This window comes from Streptomyces sp. NBC_00996 (assembly GCF_045162675.1).
GTDB lineage: Bacteria > Actinomycetota > Actinomycetes > Streptomycetales > Streptomycetaceae > Streptomyces.
Genome location: NZ_CP108723.1, coordinates 8,422,035 through 8,438,511, shown reverse-complemented (window position 1 = coordinate 8,438,511; position 16,477 = coordinate 8,422,035). Strand labels below are relative to the sequence as shown.

The 16,477-nt window shown below is 71.4% G+C and carries 16 protein-coding genes and 1 pseudogene; 14 read left to right on the top strand and 3 right to left on the bottom strand.

The genetic code is table 11. The annotated features are described in order from the left end of the window. Window positions 1–9 precede the first annotated feature (9 nt). The 5 genes from OG390_RS39245 to OG390_RS39225 all read left to right on the top strand — a co-directional run bounded on the left by OG390_RS39245 (window position 10) and on the right by OG390_RS39225 (window position 4,732). Window positions 10–2,139, top strand: coding sequence for a SpoIIE family protein phosphatase (locus OG390_RS39245; RefSeq protein WP_406174577.1), 2,130 nt, complete (start codon window positions 10–12; stop codon window positions 2,137–2,139). 78 nt (window positions 2,140–2,217) lie between these two features. Next, window positions 2,218–2,721, top strand: coding sequence for a TetR/AcrR family transcriptional regulator (locus tag OG390_RS39240; RefSeq protein WP_406174575.1), 504 nt, complete (start codon window positions 2,218–2,220; stop codon window positions 2,719–2,721). Window positions 2,722–2,802: 81 nt separating this feature from the next. Then, the gene (locus tag OG390_RS39235; protein ID WP_406174573.1) at window positions 2,803–3,660 is read left to right on the top strand and encodes a polysaccharide deacetylase family protein; all 858 of its coding nucleotides are present in this window, start codon (window positions 2,803–2,805) and stop codon (window positions 3,658–3,660) included. Between the two features lie 31 nt (window positions 3,661–3,691). Beyond that, window positions 3,692–3,871 carry a hypothetical protein gene (locus tag OG390_RS39230; protein ID WP_406174571.1) on the top strand — a complete coding sequence of 60 codons (180 nt, stop codon included), beginning with the start codon at window positions 3,692–3,694 and terminating at the stop codon, window positions 3,869–3,871. Between the two features lie 141 nt (window positions 3,872–4,012). Beyond that, a complete protein-coding gene (locus tag OG390_RS39225; protein WP_406174569.1) occupies window positions 4,013–4,732 on the top strand; it encodes a peptidyl-tRNA hydrolase in 720 nt (239 codons plus the stop codon). A 24-nt stretch (window positions 4,733–4,756) separates the two neighbouring features. Here OG390_RS39225 and OG390_RS39220 read toward each other — a convergent pair. Further along, window positions 4,757–5,339 (bottom strand): annotated as a pseudogene (locus OG390_RS39220) (TetR/AcrR family transcriptional regulator). A gap of 87 nt (window positions 5,340–5,426) precedes the next feature. Here OG390_RS39220 and OG390_RS39215 point away from each other — a divergent pair. The 9 genes from OG390_RS39215 to OG390_RS39175 all read left to right on the top strand — a co-directional run bounded on the left by OG390_RS39215 (window position 5,427) and on the right by OG390_RS39175 (window position 14,092). Then, window positions 5,427–5,798 carry a DUF4267 domain-containing protein gene (locus OG390_RS39215; protein WP_406174567.1) on the top strand — a complete coding sequence of 124 codons (372 nt, stop codon included), beginning with the start codon at window positions 5,427–5,429 and terminating at the stop codon, window positions 5,796–5,798. 42 nt (window positions 5,799–5,840) lie between these two features. Next, a complete protein-coding gene (locus tag OG390_RS39210; protein WP_406174565.1) occupies window positions 5,841–6,332 on the top strand; it encodes a cupin domain-containing protein in 492 nt (163 codons plus the stop codon). 106 nt (window positions 6,333–6,438) lie between these two features. Further along, the gene (locus tag OG390_RS39205; protein ID WP_406174563.1) at window positions 6,439–7,083 is read left to right on the top strand and encodes a TetR/AcrR family transcriptional regulator; all 645 of its coding nucleotides are present in this window, start codon (window positions 6,439–6,441) and stop codon (window positions 7,081–7,083) included. A gap of 95 nt (window positions 7,084–7,178) precedes the next feature. Next, the gene (locus OG390_RS39200) at window positions 7,179–7,787 is read left to right on the top strand and encodes a TIGR03086 family metal-binding protein (RefSeq protein ID WP_406174562.1); all 609 of its coding nucleotides are present in this window, start codon (window positions 7,179–7,181) and stop codon (window positions 7,785–7,787) included. 176 nt (window positions 7,788–7,963) lie between these two features. Further along, window positions 7,964–8,758, top strand: a complete 795-nt coding sequence (locus tag OG390_RS39195) for a DUF4142 domain-containing protein (RefSeq protein WP_406174560.1) — start codon at window positions 7,964–7,966, stop codon at window positions 8,756–8,758. Window positions 8,759–8,910: 152 nt separating this feature from the next. Then, on the top strand, window positions 8,911–10,305 hold the full coding sequence (locus OG390_RS39190) for a DUF692 domain-containing protein (protein WP_406174558.1): 1,395 nt from the start codon (window positions 8,911–8,913) through the stop codon (window positions 10,303–10,305). 250 nt (window positions 10,306–10,555) lie between these two features. Beyond that, entirely contained in the window at window positions 10,556–11,323 is a 768-nt protein-coding gene (locus OG390_RS39185) for a DUF4142 domain-containing protein (RefSeq protein WP_406174557.1), read from the top strand. A 108-nt stretch (window positions 11,324–11,431) separates the two neighbouring features. After that, complete coding sequence (locus OG390_RS39180; RefSeq protein ID WP_406174555.1) at window positions 11,432–12,217, top strand: TIGR04222 domain-containing membrane protein; 786 nt, start codon at window positions 11,432–11,434, stop codon at window positions 12,215–12,217. A 153-nt stretch (window positions 12,218–12,370) separates the two neighbouring features. Continuing rightward, window positions 12,371–14,092: an alpha/beta hydrolase gene (locus tag OG390_RS39175; RefSeq protein ID WP_406174553.1), complete on the top strand. Its 1,722-nt coding sequence runs from the start codon at window positions 12,371–12,373 to the stop codon at window positions 14,090–14,092. Between the two features lie 27 nt (window positions 14,093–14,119). Here the strand turns inward: OG390_RS39175 and hemQ are convergent, their stop codons facing one another. Beyond that, window positions 14,120–14,839, bottom strand: a complete 720-nt coding sequence (gene hemQ / locus OG390_RS39170) for a hydrogen peroxide-dependent heme synthase (RefSeq protein ID WP_399084849.1) — start codon at window positions 14,837–14,839, stop codon at window positions 14,120–14,122. Between the two features lie 4 nt (window positions 14,840–14,843). Continuing rightward, window positions 14,844–16,391: a protoporphyrinogen oxidase gene (gene hemG / locus OG390_RS39165; protein WP_406174551.1), complete on the bottom strand. Its 1,548-nt coding sequence runs from the start codon at window positions 16,389–16,391 to the stop codon at window positions 14,844–14,846. Between the last annotated feature and the right edge of the window lie 86 nt (window positions 16,392–16,477).

Here is a 16,477-nt window from a genome sequence, read left to right as displayed (position 1 = left end):
GTGCCTGCCATGAGCGAAGCCGAACGGCCTCCCTCGGACCTCGACCGGCAGGATGCCCGTCGGCCGGAGAGAGCGCTGTCGCAGCCGAGCGGGCTGATGGACCTCCTTGGTGTCGCGGCGGTGCTCCTGGACGCCGAAGGACGGGTGGTCCTGTGGAGTCCGCAGGCGGAGGAGCTGTACGGCTACAGCGCCGAGGAGGCACTCGGGGAGTACGCCGGGCGGTTGCTTGTCCACGAAGAGCACTGGGACTGGGTGATCAAGAAGTTCATGGAGGTCATGGAGACCGGCCAGAGCTGGGGTGGCACGTTCCCCGTCAAGTGCAAGGGCGGCGGCACGAGGTTGGTGGAGCTGCGCAACATGCGGCTGCTGGACGACCTGGGCGACTTCTACGCCCTCGGGCTGGGCACCGACTCCCCCAGGCTGCGCGAGGTGGAACGGGATGTCGCGCTGTCCACCCGGTTGATCTCCCAGTCCCCGATCGGAATCGCGATTCTCGACACCGAACTGCGGTATGTGGCCGTCAACCCCGCTCTGGAGCGGATGCACGGCATTCCCGCGAAGGACCACCTCGGCCGCCGCTACCGCGAGATCATGCGGGACGCCAAGTTCGAGGTGCCCGAGGCCGCGATGCGGCAGGTCCTGCGGAGCGGGGTCCCCCTGGTCGACCAGTCCACCATCGTCGGCCGCACCCCGGCCGACCCGGCACGCGAACACGCCTGGTCGATCTCGCTGTACCGGCTGGAGGACACCCAGGGCCGCGTCCTGGGAGTGGCCGACCTGGTGGTGGACGTCACCGAGCGACACGAGTCGGCCATGGCGGCCACCGAGACCCGGCGACGCCTCGCCGTGATCGCCGACGGCTCCGCCCGCATCGGGACCACGCTGGATGTCGAGCAGACAGCCCGGGAGCTGGCCGACGTCACCGTTCCCGCACTCGCCGACCTGGTCGCCGTCGACCTGCTCGACTCCGTCCTCGACGAGCACCGCCCCGCCTCCCACAGCGGCCCCGCGGTCTTCCGCGCCCTCGCGGTCAAGGCCGCCTACCCCACCGAGGCCTTCCGGGCCGCCGATCCGCCCGGCCGGATCGCCGCGTACGACAGCGACCGCCTGGCCACCCAATGCGTGCGCACCGGCCGGCCCGTCCTGATCTCACACGCCGACGGAAACGATCTGACCCGCATCGCCCGCGACAGCCACGCCGCCACGCTCCTGGCCCGCTCCGGAGTGCACTCCTACCTGGCCGTCCCCCTCGGCGCACGCGGCGCCATCCTCGGCTTCCTTGGCCTCACCCGAGCTCGCGACCCGCGGCCCTTCGACGAGGACGATCTCGCCATCGCCACCGAACTCGCCTCGCGCGCCGCGGTGTGCATCGACAACGCCCGGACGCACCAGAGCGTGCGCAACGCCGCCGAGACCCTGCAGCGCAGCCTGCTCCCCGACCACCCGCCGCAGCTCCCCGGCCTGCAGGTCGCCTCCCGCTACCGGCCGGCACAGGCCGCCTACGAGGTCGGCGGCGACTGGTACGACGTGCTCCCGCTCGACCGCGACAAGACGGCGCTCGTCGTGGGCGACGTCATGGGCAGCGGCATCGAGGCAGCCGCCGCCATGGGCCGCCTGCGCACGGCCACCGCCGCCTACGCCGATCTCGACCTCGACCCGGCCCGAGTCCTCCAGCACCTCGACAAGATCACATCAAGGCTGGAGCAGTACATCGCCACCTGCGTCTATGCCGCCTACGATCCCCACCGGGCCGAGTGCCACATCGCCAATGCCGGCCATCTGCCGCCCGCTCTGGTCCGCAGCGGCCGGCGCCCCCAGCTGCTCGATCTGCCCACGGGCACCCCGCTCGGAGTCGGCGGCGTCCCCTTCGAAACCACAAGCCTCAGTCTCGCCCCTGGCGACCAGCTGGTCCTGTACACCGACGGACTCGTCGAGTCCCGCCACGACCCCATCGATGAACGCCTCGATGCCCTCCTGAGCCTCCTCGACACCCCGGACGACCCCCTGGAGGACACCTGCGACCGACTCCTCCGAGACCTCCGGCACACCGACGTTCACGACGACGTCGCCCTGCTGATCGCCCGCGCATGCCCCTACACGCCGGACCGCACAGCCCCGGACAGCAAGGAGTTGCCCTAGGAAAGCCCTAGGAATCGGCCGGATGCCTACGCGGCGTTCTGCGTGGCGAGAGCGAGCTTGCGGTGGGTGCGGACCATCATGACGTGGGCCATGAAGGGCAGCTTCTACTGGCACTTCGACAATCGCGAGGCGCTGGTCGAGGCGGCGCTCGCCCGCTGGGTCGAGGCGGACACCGAGGAGATCATCGCGGCGCTGGAGACCGAGCCGGACCCGGAGAAGCGGCTGCGCAGACTGCTCACCGAGGTCACCGAGCCGGCCGGCACGGATCCGCTCGAGGTCTCGCTGCTCGCCAGCACGGACCACCCTCAAGTCGCTGCCGCGCTACGACAGGTCACCGAGCGCCGCATCGGCTACCTGTCCGGGCTCTTCACCGAACTCGGCCTCGCCGAGGACGAGGCGCGGCGGCGCGGACGGCTGGCGTACAGCTTCTATCTGGGGCACACCCAGCTCGGCCATGCGTGCCCTCCGCGCTGCCCTCGCGCGAGGACTTCCCCGCATATCTGGAGGCGGCGATGGACGCGCTCCTCCCCCGCGCATAGCGGGTCATGCCGCGTCGGCCCGGACCCCGGGCCGCGGCTCTAGGCGGGTGACTTCGGGGCCGCATCCGCGCGGCACGGACACGGGAGGACCGAATAGTCGCATTTGTGCCGATATCTTCATCCGGTGATCATTCCAGTACGACGATTCGCCGCGACCTGCGCCCTCGGCGCCCTGGGGGCCGCGCTCGCCGCCTGTGGTGCCCCCGGCACCCCGCACGCCGCCCGTCCAGGACAACCCGCGTCCGCCAGTGCCGCGCCGTCGCGCCCCCCGACGCTCGCCCCCGGTCCCGCCGGACTGACCCCCGTCTTCATGAACGGTCCGCGGACGCCCGACAAGACCGTCGCGCTGACCTTCGACGCGGACATGACCGCGGATCAGGGGACGCGGGCGGCGAACGGGGAGCACTTCGACAATCCCCAACTGATCGCGACGCTGCGCGGGTTCAAGGTGCCGGCGACCGTGTTCATGACGGGACGGTGGGCCGACGAGTATCCGGAGGAGGCAAAGGACATCGGTCAGGACCCGTTGTTCGAGATCGCCAACCACTCGTACAGCCACTACGCCTTCACGGACAACTGCTACGGACTGCCGACCGTGCCCGAGGACCGGATGCGGGCGGACGTGGAACGGGCGTACACCGCCTTCGAGAAGGCGGGCGTGCGCAACGCGATGCCGTACTTCCGTTTCCCCGGTGGATGCTACGACGAGCAGGCCCTGCGGACGCTGAGCGGCGTCGGGGTGACCGCCGTGCAGTGGGACGTGGTGAGCGGTGACGCGTTCGCGACGGATGCGAATGCCGTGGCGCAACAGGTCCTCGAGGGCGTGAAGCCAGGGTCGGTCGTCGTCATGCACTGCACGCGCAGTGCGGCGCCGGCGACCGAGGAGGCCCTGCGGACGATCGTTCCCGAGCTGCGCGAGAAGGGGTACCGGTTCGTGAAGGTGTCCGAGTTGATCGGACAGGCGGCGCACCTCCACCACTGAGCGGCCCGGCCACCCGTCCTACCCTGGAGCCATGAGCGAGTACTGCGCCACCGACACCGAGGCGGATCCGGCCCCCACGGCGGACGGACCCCCGTTCGCCGAGTGCGTGCTGTGCCGCAAGCCGACGGAGTACCCGGAGTCGTACAAGGGGATCACGCTGTGCCCCGTCTGCGAGTGGCAGGAGGCACAGCGCACCGCCTGCTCCGGCTGACCGGTCGGAAGCGCGTCGCCTGTACGGGCTGACCGGCCAGAGCCCGGCGCGCCGCCGGCTCAGGCCGACCTGCGTGAGGTGAGATCGTCCTCGCGGCCTCCCGCGGAGGGACCGATCTTCCGCCCTGGCAGACTGGAGGACGTGACCAGTGATCCGTCCGTTCCCGGCGACAGCCCCTTCCGTTCCGAGCGCACCGCGCGCGACGAGGCACCGCAGTTCGTGCTGCCCTTGGTCGCGCGCATCGAGAAGGCCGCTCCCCCGGCGCGTACCGACGCCCTGGAGACCGCGGCCCGCGCCGTGCTCACGATCCTGGGCGACGAGCGTTCGCTCGGGGACGGGGAATGGGGGCAGACGATGCGGGACTGGCAGGACGCGCGGATCCGCAAGGTCGTCCGGCGGGCGCGCGGCGCGGAGTGGCGTCGGACCGAGGCGCTGCCCGGCATCACGGTGACGGGGAAGTCCGCCGAGGTGCGCGTCTTCCCGCCGGTCCCGCTGGACGGCTGGCCCAAGGACCTGGCCAGGCTCCAGGTCTCCGGCACGGACCTCGACGACCCGGAGCCGCCGGTGGACGCCGATCCGACGGCGCCCGTGCTGTGGCTCAACCCCGATCTCGACATGTCGGCCGGCAAGACGATGGCACAGGCGGGCCACGGCGCCCAACTGGCGTGGTGGGAGCTGTCCGACGAGGAGCGCACGGCCTGGCGTGACGCGGGTTACGCGCTGGCCGTGCGCCCCGCGGACCCGGTCCGCTGGCGCGAACTGACCACCTCCGGCCTGCCGTTGGTCCGCGACGCGGGCTTCACGGAGATCGCACCGGGCTCGTGCACGGTGGTCGCGGACCACCCGGCGCTGCGCCGCTGACGCTCCACGGCTGACGCTCGCCCGCTACGAGGGCGGGGTGAAGTGGCCGATCAGGAGGGACAGCCGGCGGTCGTGGCCCTCGCGGGGGGGGGAGGCGTCCACTGCGCATCAGCGTGACCAGTCAGTGCAGACCGCTCCAGAAGGTCTCCGTGCGGATGCCCGGGTCGTCGCCCTCCGCGAGCGGCTCGATGGTCCGGTGCAGTTCACCGAAGGCGTCCCACCGGGCGGGCGGCGCCTCGGGGGTCGCGAACGGCAGGTCGACGGGGTGCGTGAACATCGCGTCGTACAGCGCGGGGCGTCGCTCACCGAACTCGGCGTAGGCCGCGCCGACCTCGGCGAGGGCCGCGCTCGGACCCGACGCCGCCGTACGGGCCGCGCGCAGTCGCTCCGCCGGCTCGGCGAAGCCCTGCACGGCGACGGCGGCCATGATGGCGTCCTTGCCCTTGAAGTGGCTGTACAGCACCGGCCGGCTGTACTCGATCTGGGCGGCGAGCCGGCGCGTGGTCACCGCGTCCCAGCCCTCGGTCTCGGCCAGTTCCCGCGCGGCCGTGACGATCAGCCGCTCGCGCCCCGCTCGTTCGCGCTCTCGGCGCGCCTGGATCGACATGGCCGTAATTCTAGCGCCGCTAGAATTTATGTCGAGGCTATGCTAGCTTCGCTCTTGTCCCTAGTGATGCTAGCAAGGAGATCCGACGTGCTCACTCCCACGGCCTACGGCCTTGCCATCGTGCTCGACCTCCTCGTCCTGTTCATCGGCGCACGGTTCCTGCTGCAGCCGCAGCCGGCCGCCACCGCATACGGCGTGCCCGCCAAGCCGCAGGGCGACGCCGCCTATCTGGAGATCAAGGGCCTGCGCGACGCCACCTTCGGCGTCATGGGTCTGGCACTGCTCGCCTTCGCCGGCGCCACCGCCGAGGCGTGGTTCATGCTGATCGTGGCGCTGGCGCCACTCGGCGACACGCTGATAGTGCTGCGCCACGGCGGCACGAAGGCAGTCGCGTTCGGAATTCACTTCGCCACGGCCGTCGTTGTCCTCATCAGTGCAGCCCTGCTCTTCGCGGTCTGAAAGCCATCGACCGAACCAACGCCTGCATCAGGGAGTCATGAGATGTCGTTGATCGTGCCGGACTTCGACAAGTCCGTGATCGTCCGCTCCGCGGAGGCCGAAGTGATCGGCCGGGCCCCCACCGCCCTCCAACTGCTGGCCGACAGCAGCTCGACCGGTGGCGCACTGTCCACTCTGCGCGCCACCCTCTCCGACGGCGCCGACGGCGCCAAGCCGCACCATCACGCAGGCTCCGCCGAGCTGTTCTACATGCTCGACGGGACCGCCCAGCTCCTCTCCGGCGAAGAGATCGTGACCGCCGAGCGCGGCGACCTCGTCGTCGTACCGCCCGGCGTTCCGCACGCCTTCGCGGCCGCACCCGGGCACGACGCCGACATCCTCATCGTCATCACCCCCGGCGTCGAACGCTTCGAGTACTTCCGGCACTTGGAGCGCATCGCCTTCGGCAAGGTGCCGCCGGAGAGCCTGCTGGAGGTCCAGGAGCTGTACGACACGTACTTCCGGCAGAGTCCGACATGGGACGGACGGCGCTGAATCGCTGGGCATGCAGGTCACCGAAGGGCATGGCCGGCCGGGCACCGAACGGCGTGCCCGATGCCGGTTAGGCTCTGCGCACACAGAGGGATCTGGGGAGGTCACGATGGCCGGTACCCGGCTGGACGGCAGGGTCGAACGCGGCAACCGTACGCGGCAGCTGGTGCTGAGCCGCACCGTCGACATCGCCTCCGTCGAGGGACTGGAGGCGCTGTCCGTCGGACGCCTGGCCACCGAGCTCCGGCTCAGCAAGAGCGGGGTCTTCGCGCTCTTCGGCTCCAAGCAGGAGCTCCAGTTGGCCACCGTGCGGGAGGCGGCGCGCATCTACGTCGACCAGGTGATCCGGCCCGCGACCGAGACCCCGGCCGGGGTCGGCCGCGTCCGTCGGCTGTGCGAACTCTGGCTGGACTACTCCCAGGGCAGAGTCTTCCCGGGCGGCTGCTTCTTCTACGAGGTCATCGCCGAGTTCGACGCCAGGTCGGGGCCCGTGCACGACGCGGTGGTACGCGCCCAGCGGGAGTGGGCGGACCACGTGGAGCGCACCGTCGCCGAGGCCCGCGACCTCGGCGACCTCCACCCGGGCACGGACGCCGGCCAACTCGCCTTCGAACTGATCGCGTTGATGGAGACGGCCAACGCCGTCTCGGTCCTGCACGACGAGACGGTCGCCTACCGCAGGGCCCGCGTCGGGATCACCGCGCGACTGCGGGCGGCGGCGACCGATCCGTCCCGGGTGCCCGAAGTCCCCTGAGCAGCAGGGAAGTTGAATGCCGCAGCGAACAATGCCAAACAAGCAGCACGACCGTTCGCTTAGTTTTATGCTCGTCTCCTCACCGAGGAGGCGGGATGACAACGACTGGACCGGACATCGTCGAGCTCGACCGGATCGCCGTACACGAGTCGATCAGGATCGTGGGGCTGGCGCGGGAGACGGACTGGGAACGGGACACACCCTGCGCCGGGTGGACGCTGCGGCGACTGTTGGCGCACATGGCCGCGCAGCACCACGGGTTCGCGGCGGCCGCGCGCGGGGCGGGGCACGAGGAGGCGTACTGGCGGGAGCCGGACGACATGAGCGATCCGAGGCGGACCTACCAGGGAGCGGCGACGACGGTGCTCGCCGCGTTCGCCGAACCGGGGGTCGGGGAGCGGGAGTTCGTGCTGCCTGAGCTCAGGGGCGGGTTTCCGGGGCGGATGGCCGTCGGGTTCCACTTCATCGACTACGTGGTGCACGCCTGGGACGTGGCCGCCACGCTGGGTGTCGGGCTCGACCTGCCCGGCCATGTCCTCGAAGCGGGGCTGGCCGTCGCCCGCCGTGTGCCGACGGATCCAGCGGGCCGCGGCGCGGGCTTCGCGTTCGCGCCGGCCCTCGACGGGCCGGCCGGGGCGGAGCCCCTAAAAGAAGCGCTGCGACTCCTGGGACGCGACCCGGAGAAGTGGCCGCTGCCGAACTGACGGCGCCGCGCGAGTCGGCGTCGGACGGCCGATTCGGGAGCCGGGCGACGGTCGCGCGCGGGCGTGCGTGACTGATCACCGACGGGCTTGAACACCACAGCCTTCCCGTACGTACCTGCTGGCACTGGCCAAGCACAGGTTCCCAACGGCCAGTTGGTTTCACCCGGGAGGCACCTTTGCGGCGTATCAACAGTACGGCCCTCGTCATCGCGGCACTCGTCGCCACCGCCGGCGCACTCGCGTTCCCGGTGTGGTCGTACGCCGACCGTTCGGGCACCGGCACTGCGAATCTCGCGGCCGGGACGGTGAACACACGCTGGGGGCCGCTGACCGCCGCCGACCGCGACTTGATCGTACGAGTACGGCTGGCCGGCCTCTGGGAGCTGCCGGCCGCCCAGCAGGCGATCGAGCGGGCCCCCACCAAGGCGATCAAAGATGCGGGCGATCACCTGATCGTCGGCCACACCGACCTCGACAAGCGGGTGCGGATCGTGGCGGCCCAGCTCCACGTCGAGCTGCCGAACCAGCCGAACGACCAGCAGCAGGGCTGGCTGAAGGAGCTTTCGGCGGCGTCGGGCAAGGAGTACGAGTACAAGTTCGCGAACCTGCTGCGGTCCGCCCACGGCAAGATCTTTCCGGCGATCGGCGCGGTCCGTAACACCACTCGCAACACGCTGGTGCGCCAGCTGGCCTCGGACGCCAACCTGACGGTGCTCGACCACATCACGATGCTGGAGAAGACCGGAGCGGTCGACTTCGACGCCATCGCCGCGGCCGCGGCCGCCACGTCGACCGCCAGCCCGACCGGCCCGCCGGCGCCGACCGTCGGCGCGTCGGCGGCCTCCGCGCCGCCCGTCCAGCCGGGAGACGGCGTCAACGTCTCGTCCAACCCATCGGCGCTGCCGCAGCCCGACGCCGACATCAACACCGGCCGACCGGAGCCCACGGACTCGGACAAGGTGCTCCAGTAGCCCGTGCGGAACCTCAAATGTTGCTCTGAAGGTCCGTTCGGATGGGTTCGGCCCCCGGTCCCGGGGCCATGACTCCGTCACGCCGGAACACAGGTCCGTCGTAAGGAGACGACACGCAGGGTCTGGTCAGGGTTCGTGACGGAGGAGGGGACATGACGCAGCAGCTGGGGACGGGAATCGGGTGGCGGCCGGAGATCGCCGAGGCCGTGGAGCGCATGCCCGGCATCGACTGGGTCGAGGCCGTGGCCGAGAACCTGTGCCCCGGGCATCTCCCCGAGTCGCTGCTGCGGCTGCGCGAGCGCGGGGTCACGGTCGTGCCGCACGGGGTCTCGCTCGGCCTCGGCGGCGCGGACCGGCCCGACGAGTCCCGCCTCGCCGCGCTCGCCGAGCGGGCCGAGGCGCTGGGCTCACCGCTCGTCACGGAGCACATCGCCTTCGTACGGGCCGGCGGTCCGCTCACCGCCTCACCGCTGCTGGAGGCCGGGCATCTGCTGCCGGTCCCCCGCACCCGGGACGCCCTGGACGTGCTGTGCGAGAACATCCGTATCGCGCAGGACGCACTGCCCGTCCCGCTCGCGGTGGAGAACATCGCCGCGCTGATCTCGTGGCCCGGTGAGGAGATGACGGAGGGCCAGTTCCTCTACGACCTGGTCGACCGCACCGGCGTACGCCTCCTCATCGACGTCGCCAACCTCCACACCAACCACGTCAACCGCGGCGAGGACCCCGCCAAGGCCCTCGACGAACTCCCCGTCGAAGCCATCGCCTACGTCCACGTCGCCGGCGGCTTCGAACGCGAGGGCGTCTGGCACGACAGCCACGCCCACCCCGTGCCCCAGCAGGTCCTGGACATCCTGGCGGACCTCGCCTCCCGCGTGAGCCCGCCGGGGGTCCTCCTCGAGCGGGACGAGAACTTTCCGGAGCCCGAGGAGCTCGAAAGGGAACTGAGGGCGATTCGGGGGACGCTGGAGAAGGCCACGAGTGCCTCTGCCACGAATCCCTTGAACGCCTTGGCCCCCTTGGCCCCCTTGGCTCCCTTGGCCCCCTTGACCCCCTTGGACTCCGTGGGCTCCTTGAGCGCCTTGGACGCGGCGGGTTCTCCTTCCGGCGAAGCCGGAACGCAGGACACGACCGCCGCCCGGCAGCGGCTCGCGCTCGCGCAGGCCGCGCTGCTGTCCGCGCTCGTCGCGGGTACCCCCGTGCCCGAGGGCTTCGACGGGGTACGGCTCGGGGTGCAGGCGCGAGCACTCGCCGCCAAGCGGGCGGACGTGGTCGCGAAGGTGGCCGCGGAGCTGCCGGAGATCCTGGCGGAGGGGTACCGGCCGGCCTTTCTCGCGTATGCGCAAGGGCATCCGATGACCGGGGGTTATCGGCACGACGCCCTCGACTTCGCCGAGCGGCTGCTCCTCGCGGGACGCCCCGAGGACGCGGAGACGCGGCGCCGACTGCGCGACTGGTGGCTGGAGCGCTCGGGCCCGGCCCCGCTGTCGCAGCGCTCGACGGCCCGGTTGGCCCGCGCCACCCGCCGGGTGCTGCTGCGCCGCTGAGTAGGCGCGCGGCGGCCCCGCACCGCCGCGGAGTGTGCCGGGGTTAACACAGCTCCCTGTGCGGCCGACGCGCATGCCCGGTTTCCAGGTCTTTGAGGTGGTCCGGCGTACGCCTGAAGTACCGCATCCAGCACGTTTCACCCACCGGTCAAGCCCTCCTCCTCGTACGGCAGTTGGCGTAGCGCCCGCAGTAATATGCCAACTCGCACCCGAAGCGCACTAGCGTGCGGTGCCGCGAGCAGGAGGCACCATGCGATCCATCAACCGCACCGGACTGGTCAGTGGCACCGGGCTCATCATCACGGGCCTCACGGCGACCCTGGTCGCGCTGGTCTTTCCGATCTGGTCTTACGCGGACCGCTCCGGCACCGGCCTGGACACCCTGAACGCACAGACCGTGTCGACCCGGTTCGGTCCGCTGTCGGCCCTGGACCGGGAGTTCATCACCAAGGTCCGGCTGGCCGGACTGTGGGAACTGCCCGCGGGCCAGCAGGCCCAGGAGCGCGGCACCACCCAGGCCGTACGCACGGCCGGCGAGCACCTCATCGAGGGCCACACATTCCTGGACGCCCGCGTCCGCAATGTCGCCGCGCGGCTCGGCCTGGAGCTGCCCAACCAGCCCAACCCGCAGCAGCGCCAGTGGCTGGCCACGCTGAACGCCGCGCACGGCACGGACTACGACCAGAAGTTCGCGAACATCCTGCGCAAGGCCCACGGCAAGGTCTTCTCCGTGATCGCCCAGGTCCGCGCGAACACCCGCAACTCGCTCGTACGCGACCTCGCGGACGACGCGAACACCACCGTGCTCGACCACATCAAGGTCCTCGAAGCCACCGGATACGTCGACTTCGACGCCCTTGCCCAGGACGCGGCCACCGCGAGTCCGCCGCCGCTCACCAACTCGCCTGCCCCGCCCGGCCCGACGCAGTCCCCGGGCGCACCGATCCCGGTGACCGCGTCGCCGGGCTACCCCATGCCGCCGGCCGCCTCGCGCGCCAAGCCGTCCTCAACTCCATAGCCCGCAAGGCTCCACGGGCGAAATCGGGAACATCACATACCGGCAACACTCCGTCCACATTGTGAATAACCCATGGCGCCCACCCGACCCTTGGCATAGAAAAACGCCATGTTCTGGGTCCTTCTCCTGCTCCTGGCCTGGGCCGCGGCCGGCACCTCCTGCACCCGGCTGTGCCTGGCGGCCGTACGCGCGGCGGCAGTCGACGCGGACCTGGCCCGCGGGCACGACCTCACGCTGTACGAGGCGGCGTTCCTGTCCGGCGGTCCGGCCCGGGTCGCCGATCTGACCCTGGTGTCGATGGCCCGCCAGCGCCGGCTGCTGCTCGCGCACACCGGCTGGGCGACCGTCGTGGACCCACGCGGGCGCGACGACATGGAGCGCTCGGTCATAGGAGCCATCGGCCCGGAGGGCCAGTCCCGGATCGCACCCGTACGCGCGACCGCGGCCGCCGCGGACTCGGTACGCCGTCTCGCCGACCACCTGGTCGCAGTGGGCCTCGCCGTCCCCGACGGCGCCCGCACCACCGTCGCGGGCGCCGTCCGCCAGGTCCAGGCCGCCACTGCGGCCGTCGTCGCGCTGGGGGCCGTGGCCCTCCTGCTGCCTGCCCAGACCACCGGGAACGAGGTCCCGGTGGCGGTGTGGTTCGCGCTTCCGCTGGTCCTCACGCTGAGCTGCCTCGCCATCGCCCGCGTCGAGGTGCATCCCTACACGCGCTGGGCCTCCCCGGCCGGGCAGCGGCTGCTCGGCACCCTCGCGCGGCGCGCCGACGAGGCCGGCGACGACCGCACGTACCTCACCTCCGTCGCCGTACGCGGGGTCCGCGCGATCGGCGAGCCGGACCTGCGCGCGGCATTTACGCACCGCGACCGCAGCCCCGAGCGACGGGGCTGGTGAAGGAGCTCGTCAAAGGGCTGAGGGGCGGCTCGCCACGGGACTGAGGGGCGCATCGGGGTCATAGGGGCCGACACCGGGGGCCCGGTGCTTTACTTCACCAACCGTCGAACGAAACATCCCTTTTGTCGCTGCCGCGCATTGAAGGGATTCGCGATGAGAGCTGCCGTCCTCCACGGAACCGCAGGGTCCATGCTCCTGACCGCCCTCGTCGCCGCCCCGGCGGCCGGCCAACCGGCCTGGCACGATCCGGCAGGCTCGGCCGAGATGCGCGGCACCGCCGTCGCCGCCGGCCGCGCCGCGGCCGCGGGTGTCCACTTCGGGAAGTGCGCCAAGGAGCGAGACGCCCCGGGCAGTCTCCAGTGCGGCACGGTCACGGTGCCCCTGGACTACGCACACCCCGACGGCCGCCAGATCAAGCTGACCGTCAGCCGCGTCAAGGCCACCGGCAAGGACGCGAGGAACTCGAAGCGGAAGGTGCCACGGCAGGGCGCCCTCGTCTACAACCCCGGCGGTCCGGGCGCCTCCGGCATGGACTTCCCACTGATCGGATTCCTCCCCGAGTGGCAGCGCATCGCGGCGGCGTACGACCTGGTCGGCTACGCACCGCGCGGGGTCGACCGCTCCGCCCCGCTGTCCTGCCAGGACCCCAAGCGCTTTCTGAAGGCGCCTTCGCAGGCGCCGACGTTCCCCTCGGAGTCGTACAAGAAGGAGCGCATCGCCGAGGCGAAGGCGTACGCGCGCGGGTGCGCCGAGCGCTCGGGCACCGGCCTGCGCCACTACACCTCGCTCAACAATGCCCGCGACCTGGACGTACTGCGCGCCGCGCTCGGCGAGCCGAAGCTGAATTTCATGGGCGCCTCGTACGGGACGTACTTCGGTGCCCTCTATGCGACGCTCTTCCCCTCACACGTACGCCGGATGGTCTTCGACTCGGCGGTGAACCCCGACCCCGACCTGATCTGGTATCGGAACAACCTCGACCAGTCGGTCGCGTTCGAGCGCCGCTGGACGGACTTCCGTGCGTGGGTCGCCAAGCACGACGACGTGTACGGGCTCGGTGCCACACCCGAAGAAGTGCTGCACAGCTACGAGAAAGTGCGGGCGCAGCTCGCCGCCTCTCCCGCGGGCGGGAAGGTGGGGCCCGCACAGTTGCAGGGCGCGTTCCTGGAGGCCGGGTACTACGACGACTACTGGCCGCAGCGCGCCATGGCGCTCTCCGCCTATCTGAAGGGCGACCCGAAGCCGCTGGTCGAGCAGGCCGGTCCGTTTCCGGAGGCGGCGGCCGAGCAGGAGAACGGCACCGCGGTCTACACGGCGGTCGAGTGCAATGACGCGTCCTGGCCGACCGACTGGCGCACCTGGGACCGCGACAACACACGCCTCGCGCGCGTGGCGCCGTTCGAGACCTGGGACAACGTGTGGATGAACCTGCCGTGCGCGTACTGGCCGGTGCCGCGGCAGAAGCCCCTCGACGTACGGACGCTGCCCGGGGCGCTGCCGTCGACCCTGATCCTCGCGGCCGAACGGGACGCGGCGACCCCGTACGAAGGGGCCCGGGAGCTGCAGCGGCGGCTGTCCGGCTCGGTCCTGGTGACCGAGAAGGAGGCCGGGACGCACGGGATCGGGGGCGGGCCCAACCAGTGCGTCAACGGTTACCTGGACGCGTATCTGCTGGAGGGCCGGCTCCCGGCGCGGCGCACGGGGTGCGCGCCGCACGCGGAGCCGAAGCCGGTGGCGCCGGGTGATCACTCGAAGAGCGAGGGGAGCTCGGGGAGCGAAGAGAGCTCAGGGAACTCGGCGAGCGCGAAGGACGCGGAGGACTCGATGGGCTCTCAGCACACCGCGGACTCGAAGACCACCCGGCAGGCGCCCTGATCCAGGGCCTGTCGTTTGGATCAGGCCCTAGGCGAGGCCCGCGACCAGCTCGGCGACGTCCTTGCGGCGGCCCGTGTAGAACGGGACCTCCTCGCGGACGTGCATCCGGGCCTCGGAGGCGCGGAGGTGACGCATGAGGTCGACGATGCGGTACAGCTCGTCGGCCTCGAAGGCGAGGATCCACTCGTAGTCGCCCAGCGAGAACGAGGCGACCGTGTTGGCGCGCACGTCCGGGTAGCCGCGGGCCATCTTGCCGTGGTCGGCCAGCATGCGGCGGCGGTCCTCGTCGGGCAGCAGGTACCAGTCGTAGGAGCGCACGAAGGGGTAGACGCTCACATAGTTGCGCGGCGTCTCGTCGGCGAGGAACGCCGGGATGTGCGAGCGGTTGAACTCGGCGGGGCGGTGCAGCGCCATGTTCGACCAGACCGGATCCACGGCGCGGCCCAGCTTGGTGCGGCGGAAGAGGTTGTACGCCTCCTGGAGCTGGTCGCTCGTCTCGGCGTGCCACCAGATCATCAGGTCGGCGTCGGCGCGCAGCCCCGACACGTCGTACGTGCCGCGGACGGTGACATCTTTCGCGGCGAGCTGGTCGAAGAGCTCCTGGACCTCGTCGGCGTAACCGGAACGGTCCTCGGGGAGCGCGTCGCGCAGTTTGAAGACGGACCACAGGGTGTAGCGGATGACCTCGTTGAGGTCCTTGGCCTTCTTGCCGGCGTTCGGGATCTTGGCGGGGGCGTCGTCACTCATGGGTCTATTCTCCCGCGCCGCCGTGCAGACTCTGCACCGGGTTCGCGATCAGGGCGTCCAGTCCGCCACGGTCGCCGCCCAGCTGGTCCACGGCCGCGTACGCGCTCGCGATGGACGCGGGGATGCCGACCCCGTCGTACGCCGCGCCGCACACGGCGAGGCCCGGGAGCTTGCCGACGTGCTCGCGGATACGGGCCACTCGGGCGTGGTGCCCGACCGGGTACTGCGGCAGCCCGTCGTCCCACCGTGTCACCCGGGTCGCGAGGGGCTCGGCGTCCAGGCCGGTCGCCGCCCGCAGGTCGTGCCGGGACGCCTTGACGAGGTCGGCATCCTCCCGTCCGAGCACCTCCGTCTCTCCGTACCGCCCGACGGAGGTGCGCAGCACGAGCAGATCGGGGTTCTCCTCGGCGATCCATCCCCACTTCTGGGAGGCGAAGGTGGACGCCTTGATGGTGTGCCCGTCCACGGGCGGCACCAGGAAACCGCTTCCTTCGGGCAGGTCGATGTCGGCACGGCGATAGGCGAGGGTGACCAGTGCCATGGAGGCGTACTCCACGGCGGCCAGCTCGGCCGCCGCGGCGGGCGCCTCGGCACGCAGCAGCGCGGCGGCGGCCGGGGCGGGCAGGGCTACGACGACACCGTCCGCGTACAGGACACGGCTTTCACCGCTTCCGGCGCCGGCGGGGCTTCCGACGACGACACGCCACGCCGCGTGCGGCGGCGCCCCCGGGGAGTCTGCCGCGAACGGCGAGCCGTCACCGCCCGGCCCCGCCGCCTCGGTCCTGCGGAGCTCGGTGACCGGCATCCCGGTCAGGATCTCGCCCCCGCGTGCCCTCACCGACTCCGCGACCGCGAGCGGCAGTTGGCCGACACCGCCCTCGATGCCCATGAAGACCGGCCCCGTCTGCCCGGCGGCGGCGGCCTTGGTCTGGATCTCGCGGACCGCCTCGGTCAGGGAGGCGTGGGCACGGGCGGCGGCGTAGAGCTGGGGGACGGCCAGGCGCAGGGAGATGCGGTAGGCGTCACCCGCGTAGACACCGCCGAGGAGGGGCTCGACCAGGCGGTCGACGACCTCGCGGCCGAGGCGGGCCGCCACGTACTCCCCCACCGCCACGTCGTCGCCCACCTCCGTGCGGGGCAGGTCGGCGTCACGCTCGATGCGGCGCAGGCCCTCCTCGGAGAGGACACCGGAGAGGGCGGACGCGGTGCCGGGGACGCCCATGACGTGGCCCTTGGGCATCGGGCGCAGCGCGCCGCGGGTCCAGAGGGAGGCTGTCGCGGTCGCAGGGGGCTGGAGGCGGTCGGTGAGGCCGACCTCGCGTGCGAGGGACACCGCCTCGGGGCGGCGCGCGAGCATCGACTCGGCACCCAGGTCGACGCGCGCGCCCGCGACCTCGCCGGGCAGCAGCTTGCCGCCGACGCGGTCCGACGCCTCCAGGACGGTCACGCGCGCCCCGCGGTCCAGCAATCGGTGGGCGGCGGCCAGGCCCGCGATCCCGCCCCCGATGACCACGACGTGTCCCGTATCCGTACGAGTCTGCTGTGCGCGCATGCCTCCACCTTCTCAAACCCCACTGACACGCCCGCCAGGAGTCCGGTTTCCTGCACGAGTCCCGACCGTGACCGCATCGGAACCGG

Excerpts from the sequence above, each read along its gene's own strand:
- OG390_RS39245 (WP_406174577.1), top strand. The coding sequence starts at position 10 with ATGAGCGAAGCCGAACGGCCTCCCTCGGACCTCGACCGGCAGGATGCC.
- OG390_RS39240 (WP_406174575.1), top strand. The coding sequence starts at position 2,218 with ATGACGTGGGCCATGAAGGGCAGCTTCTACTGGCACTTCGACAATCGC.
- OG390_RS39230 (WP_406174571.1), top strand. The coding sequence starts at position 3,692 with ATGAGCGAGTACTGCGCCACCGACACCGAGGCGGATCCGGCCCCCACG.
- OG390_RS39210 (WP_406174565.1), top strand. The coding sequence starts at position 5,841 with ATGTCGTTGATCGTGCCGGACTTCGACAAGTCCGTGATCGTCCGCTCC.
- OG390_RS39205 (WP_406174563.1), top strand. The coding sequence starts at position 6,439 with ATGGCCGGTACCCGGCTGGACGGCAGGGTCGAACGCGGCAACCGTACG.
- OG390_RS39200 (WP_406174562.1), top strand. The coding sequence starts at position 7,179 with ATGACAACGACTGGACCGGACATCGTCGAGCTCGACCGGATCGCCGTA.
- OG390_RS39190 (WP_406174558.1), top strand. The coding sequence starts at position 8,911 with ATGACGCAGCAGCTGGGGACGGGAATCGGGTGGCGGCCGGAGATCGCC.
- OG390_RS39185 (WP_406174557.1), top strand. The coding sequence starts at position 10,556 with ATGCGATCCATCAACCGCACCGGACTGGTCAGTGGCACCGGGCTCATC.
- OG390_RS39180 (WP_406174555.1), top strand. The coding sequence starts at position 11,432 with ATGTTCTGGGTCCTTCTCCTGCTCCTGGCCTGGGCCGCGGCCGGCACC.
- OG390_RS39175 (WP_406174553.1), top strand. The coding sequence starts at position 12,371 with ATGAGAGCTGCCGTCCTCCACGGAACCGCAGGGTCCATGCTCCTGACC.
- hemQ (WP_399084849.1), bottom strand. The coding sequence starts at position 14,839 with ATGAGTGACGACGCCCCCGCCAAGATCCCGAACGCCGGCAAGAAGGCC.
- hemG (WP_406174551.1), bottom strand. The coding sequence starts at position 16,391 with ATGCGCGCACAGCAGACTCGTACGGATACGGGACACGTCGTGGTCATC.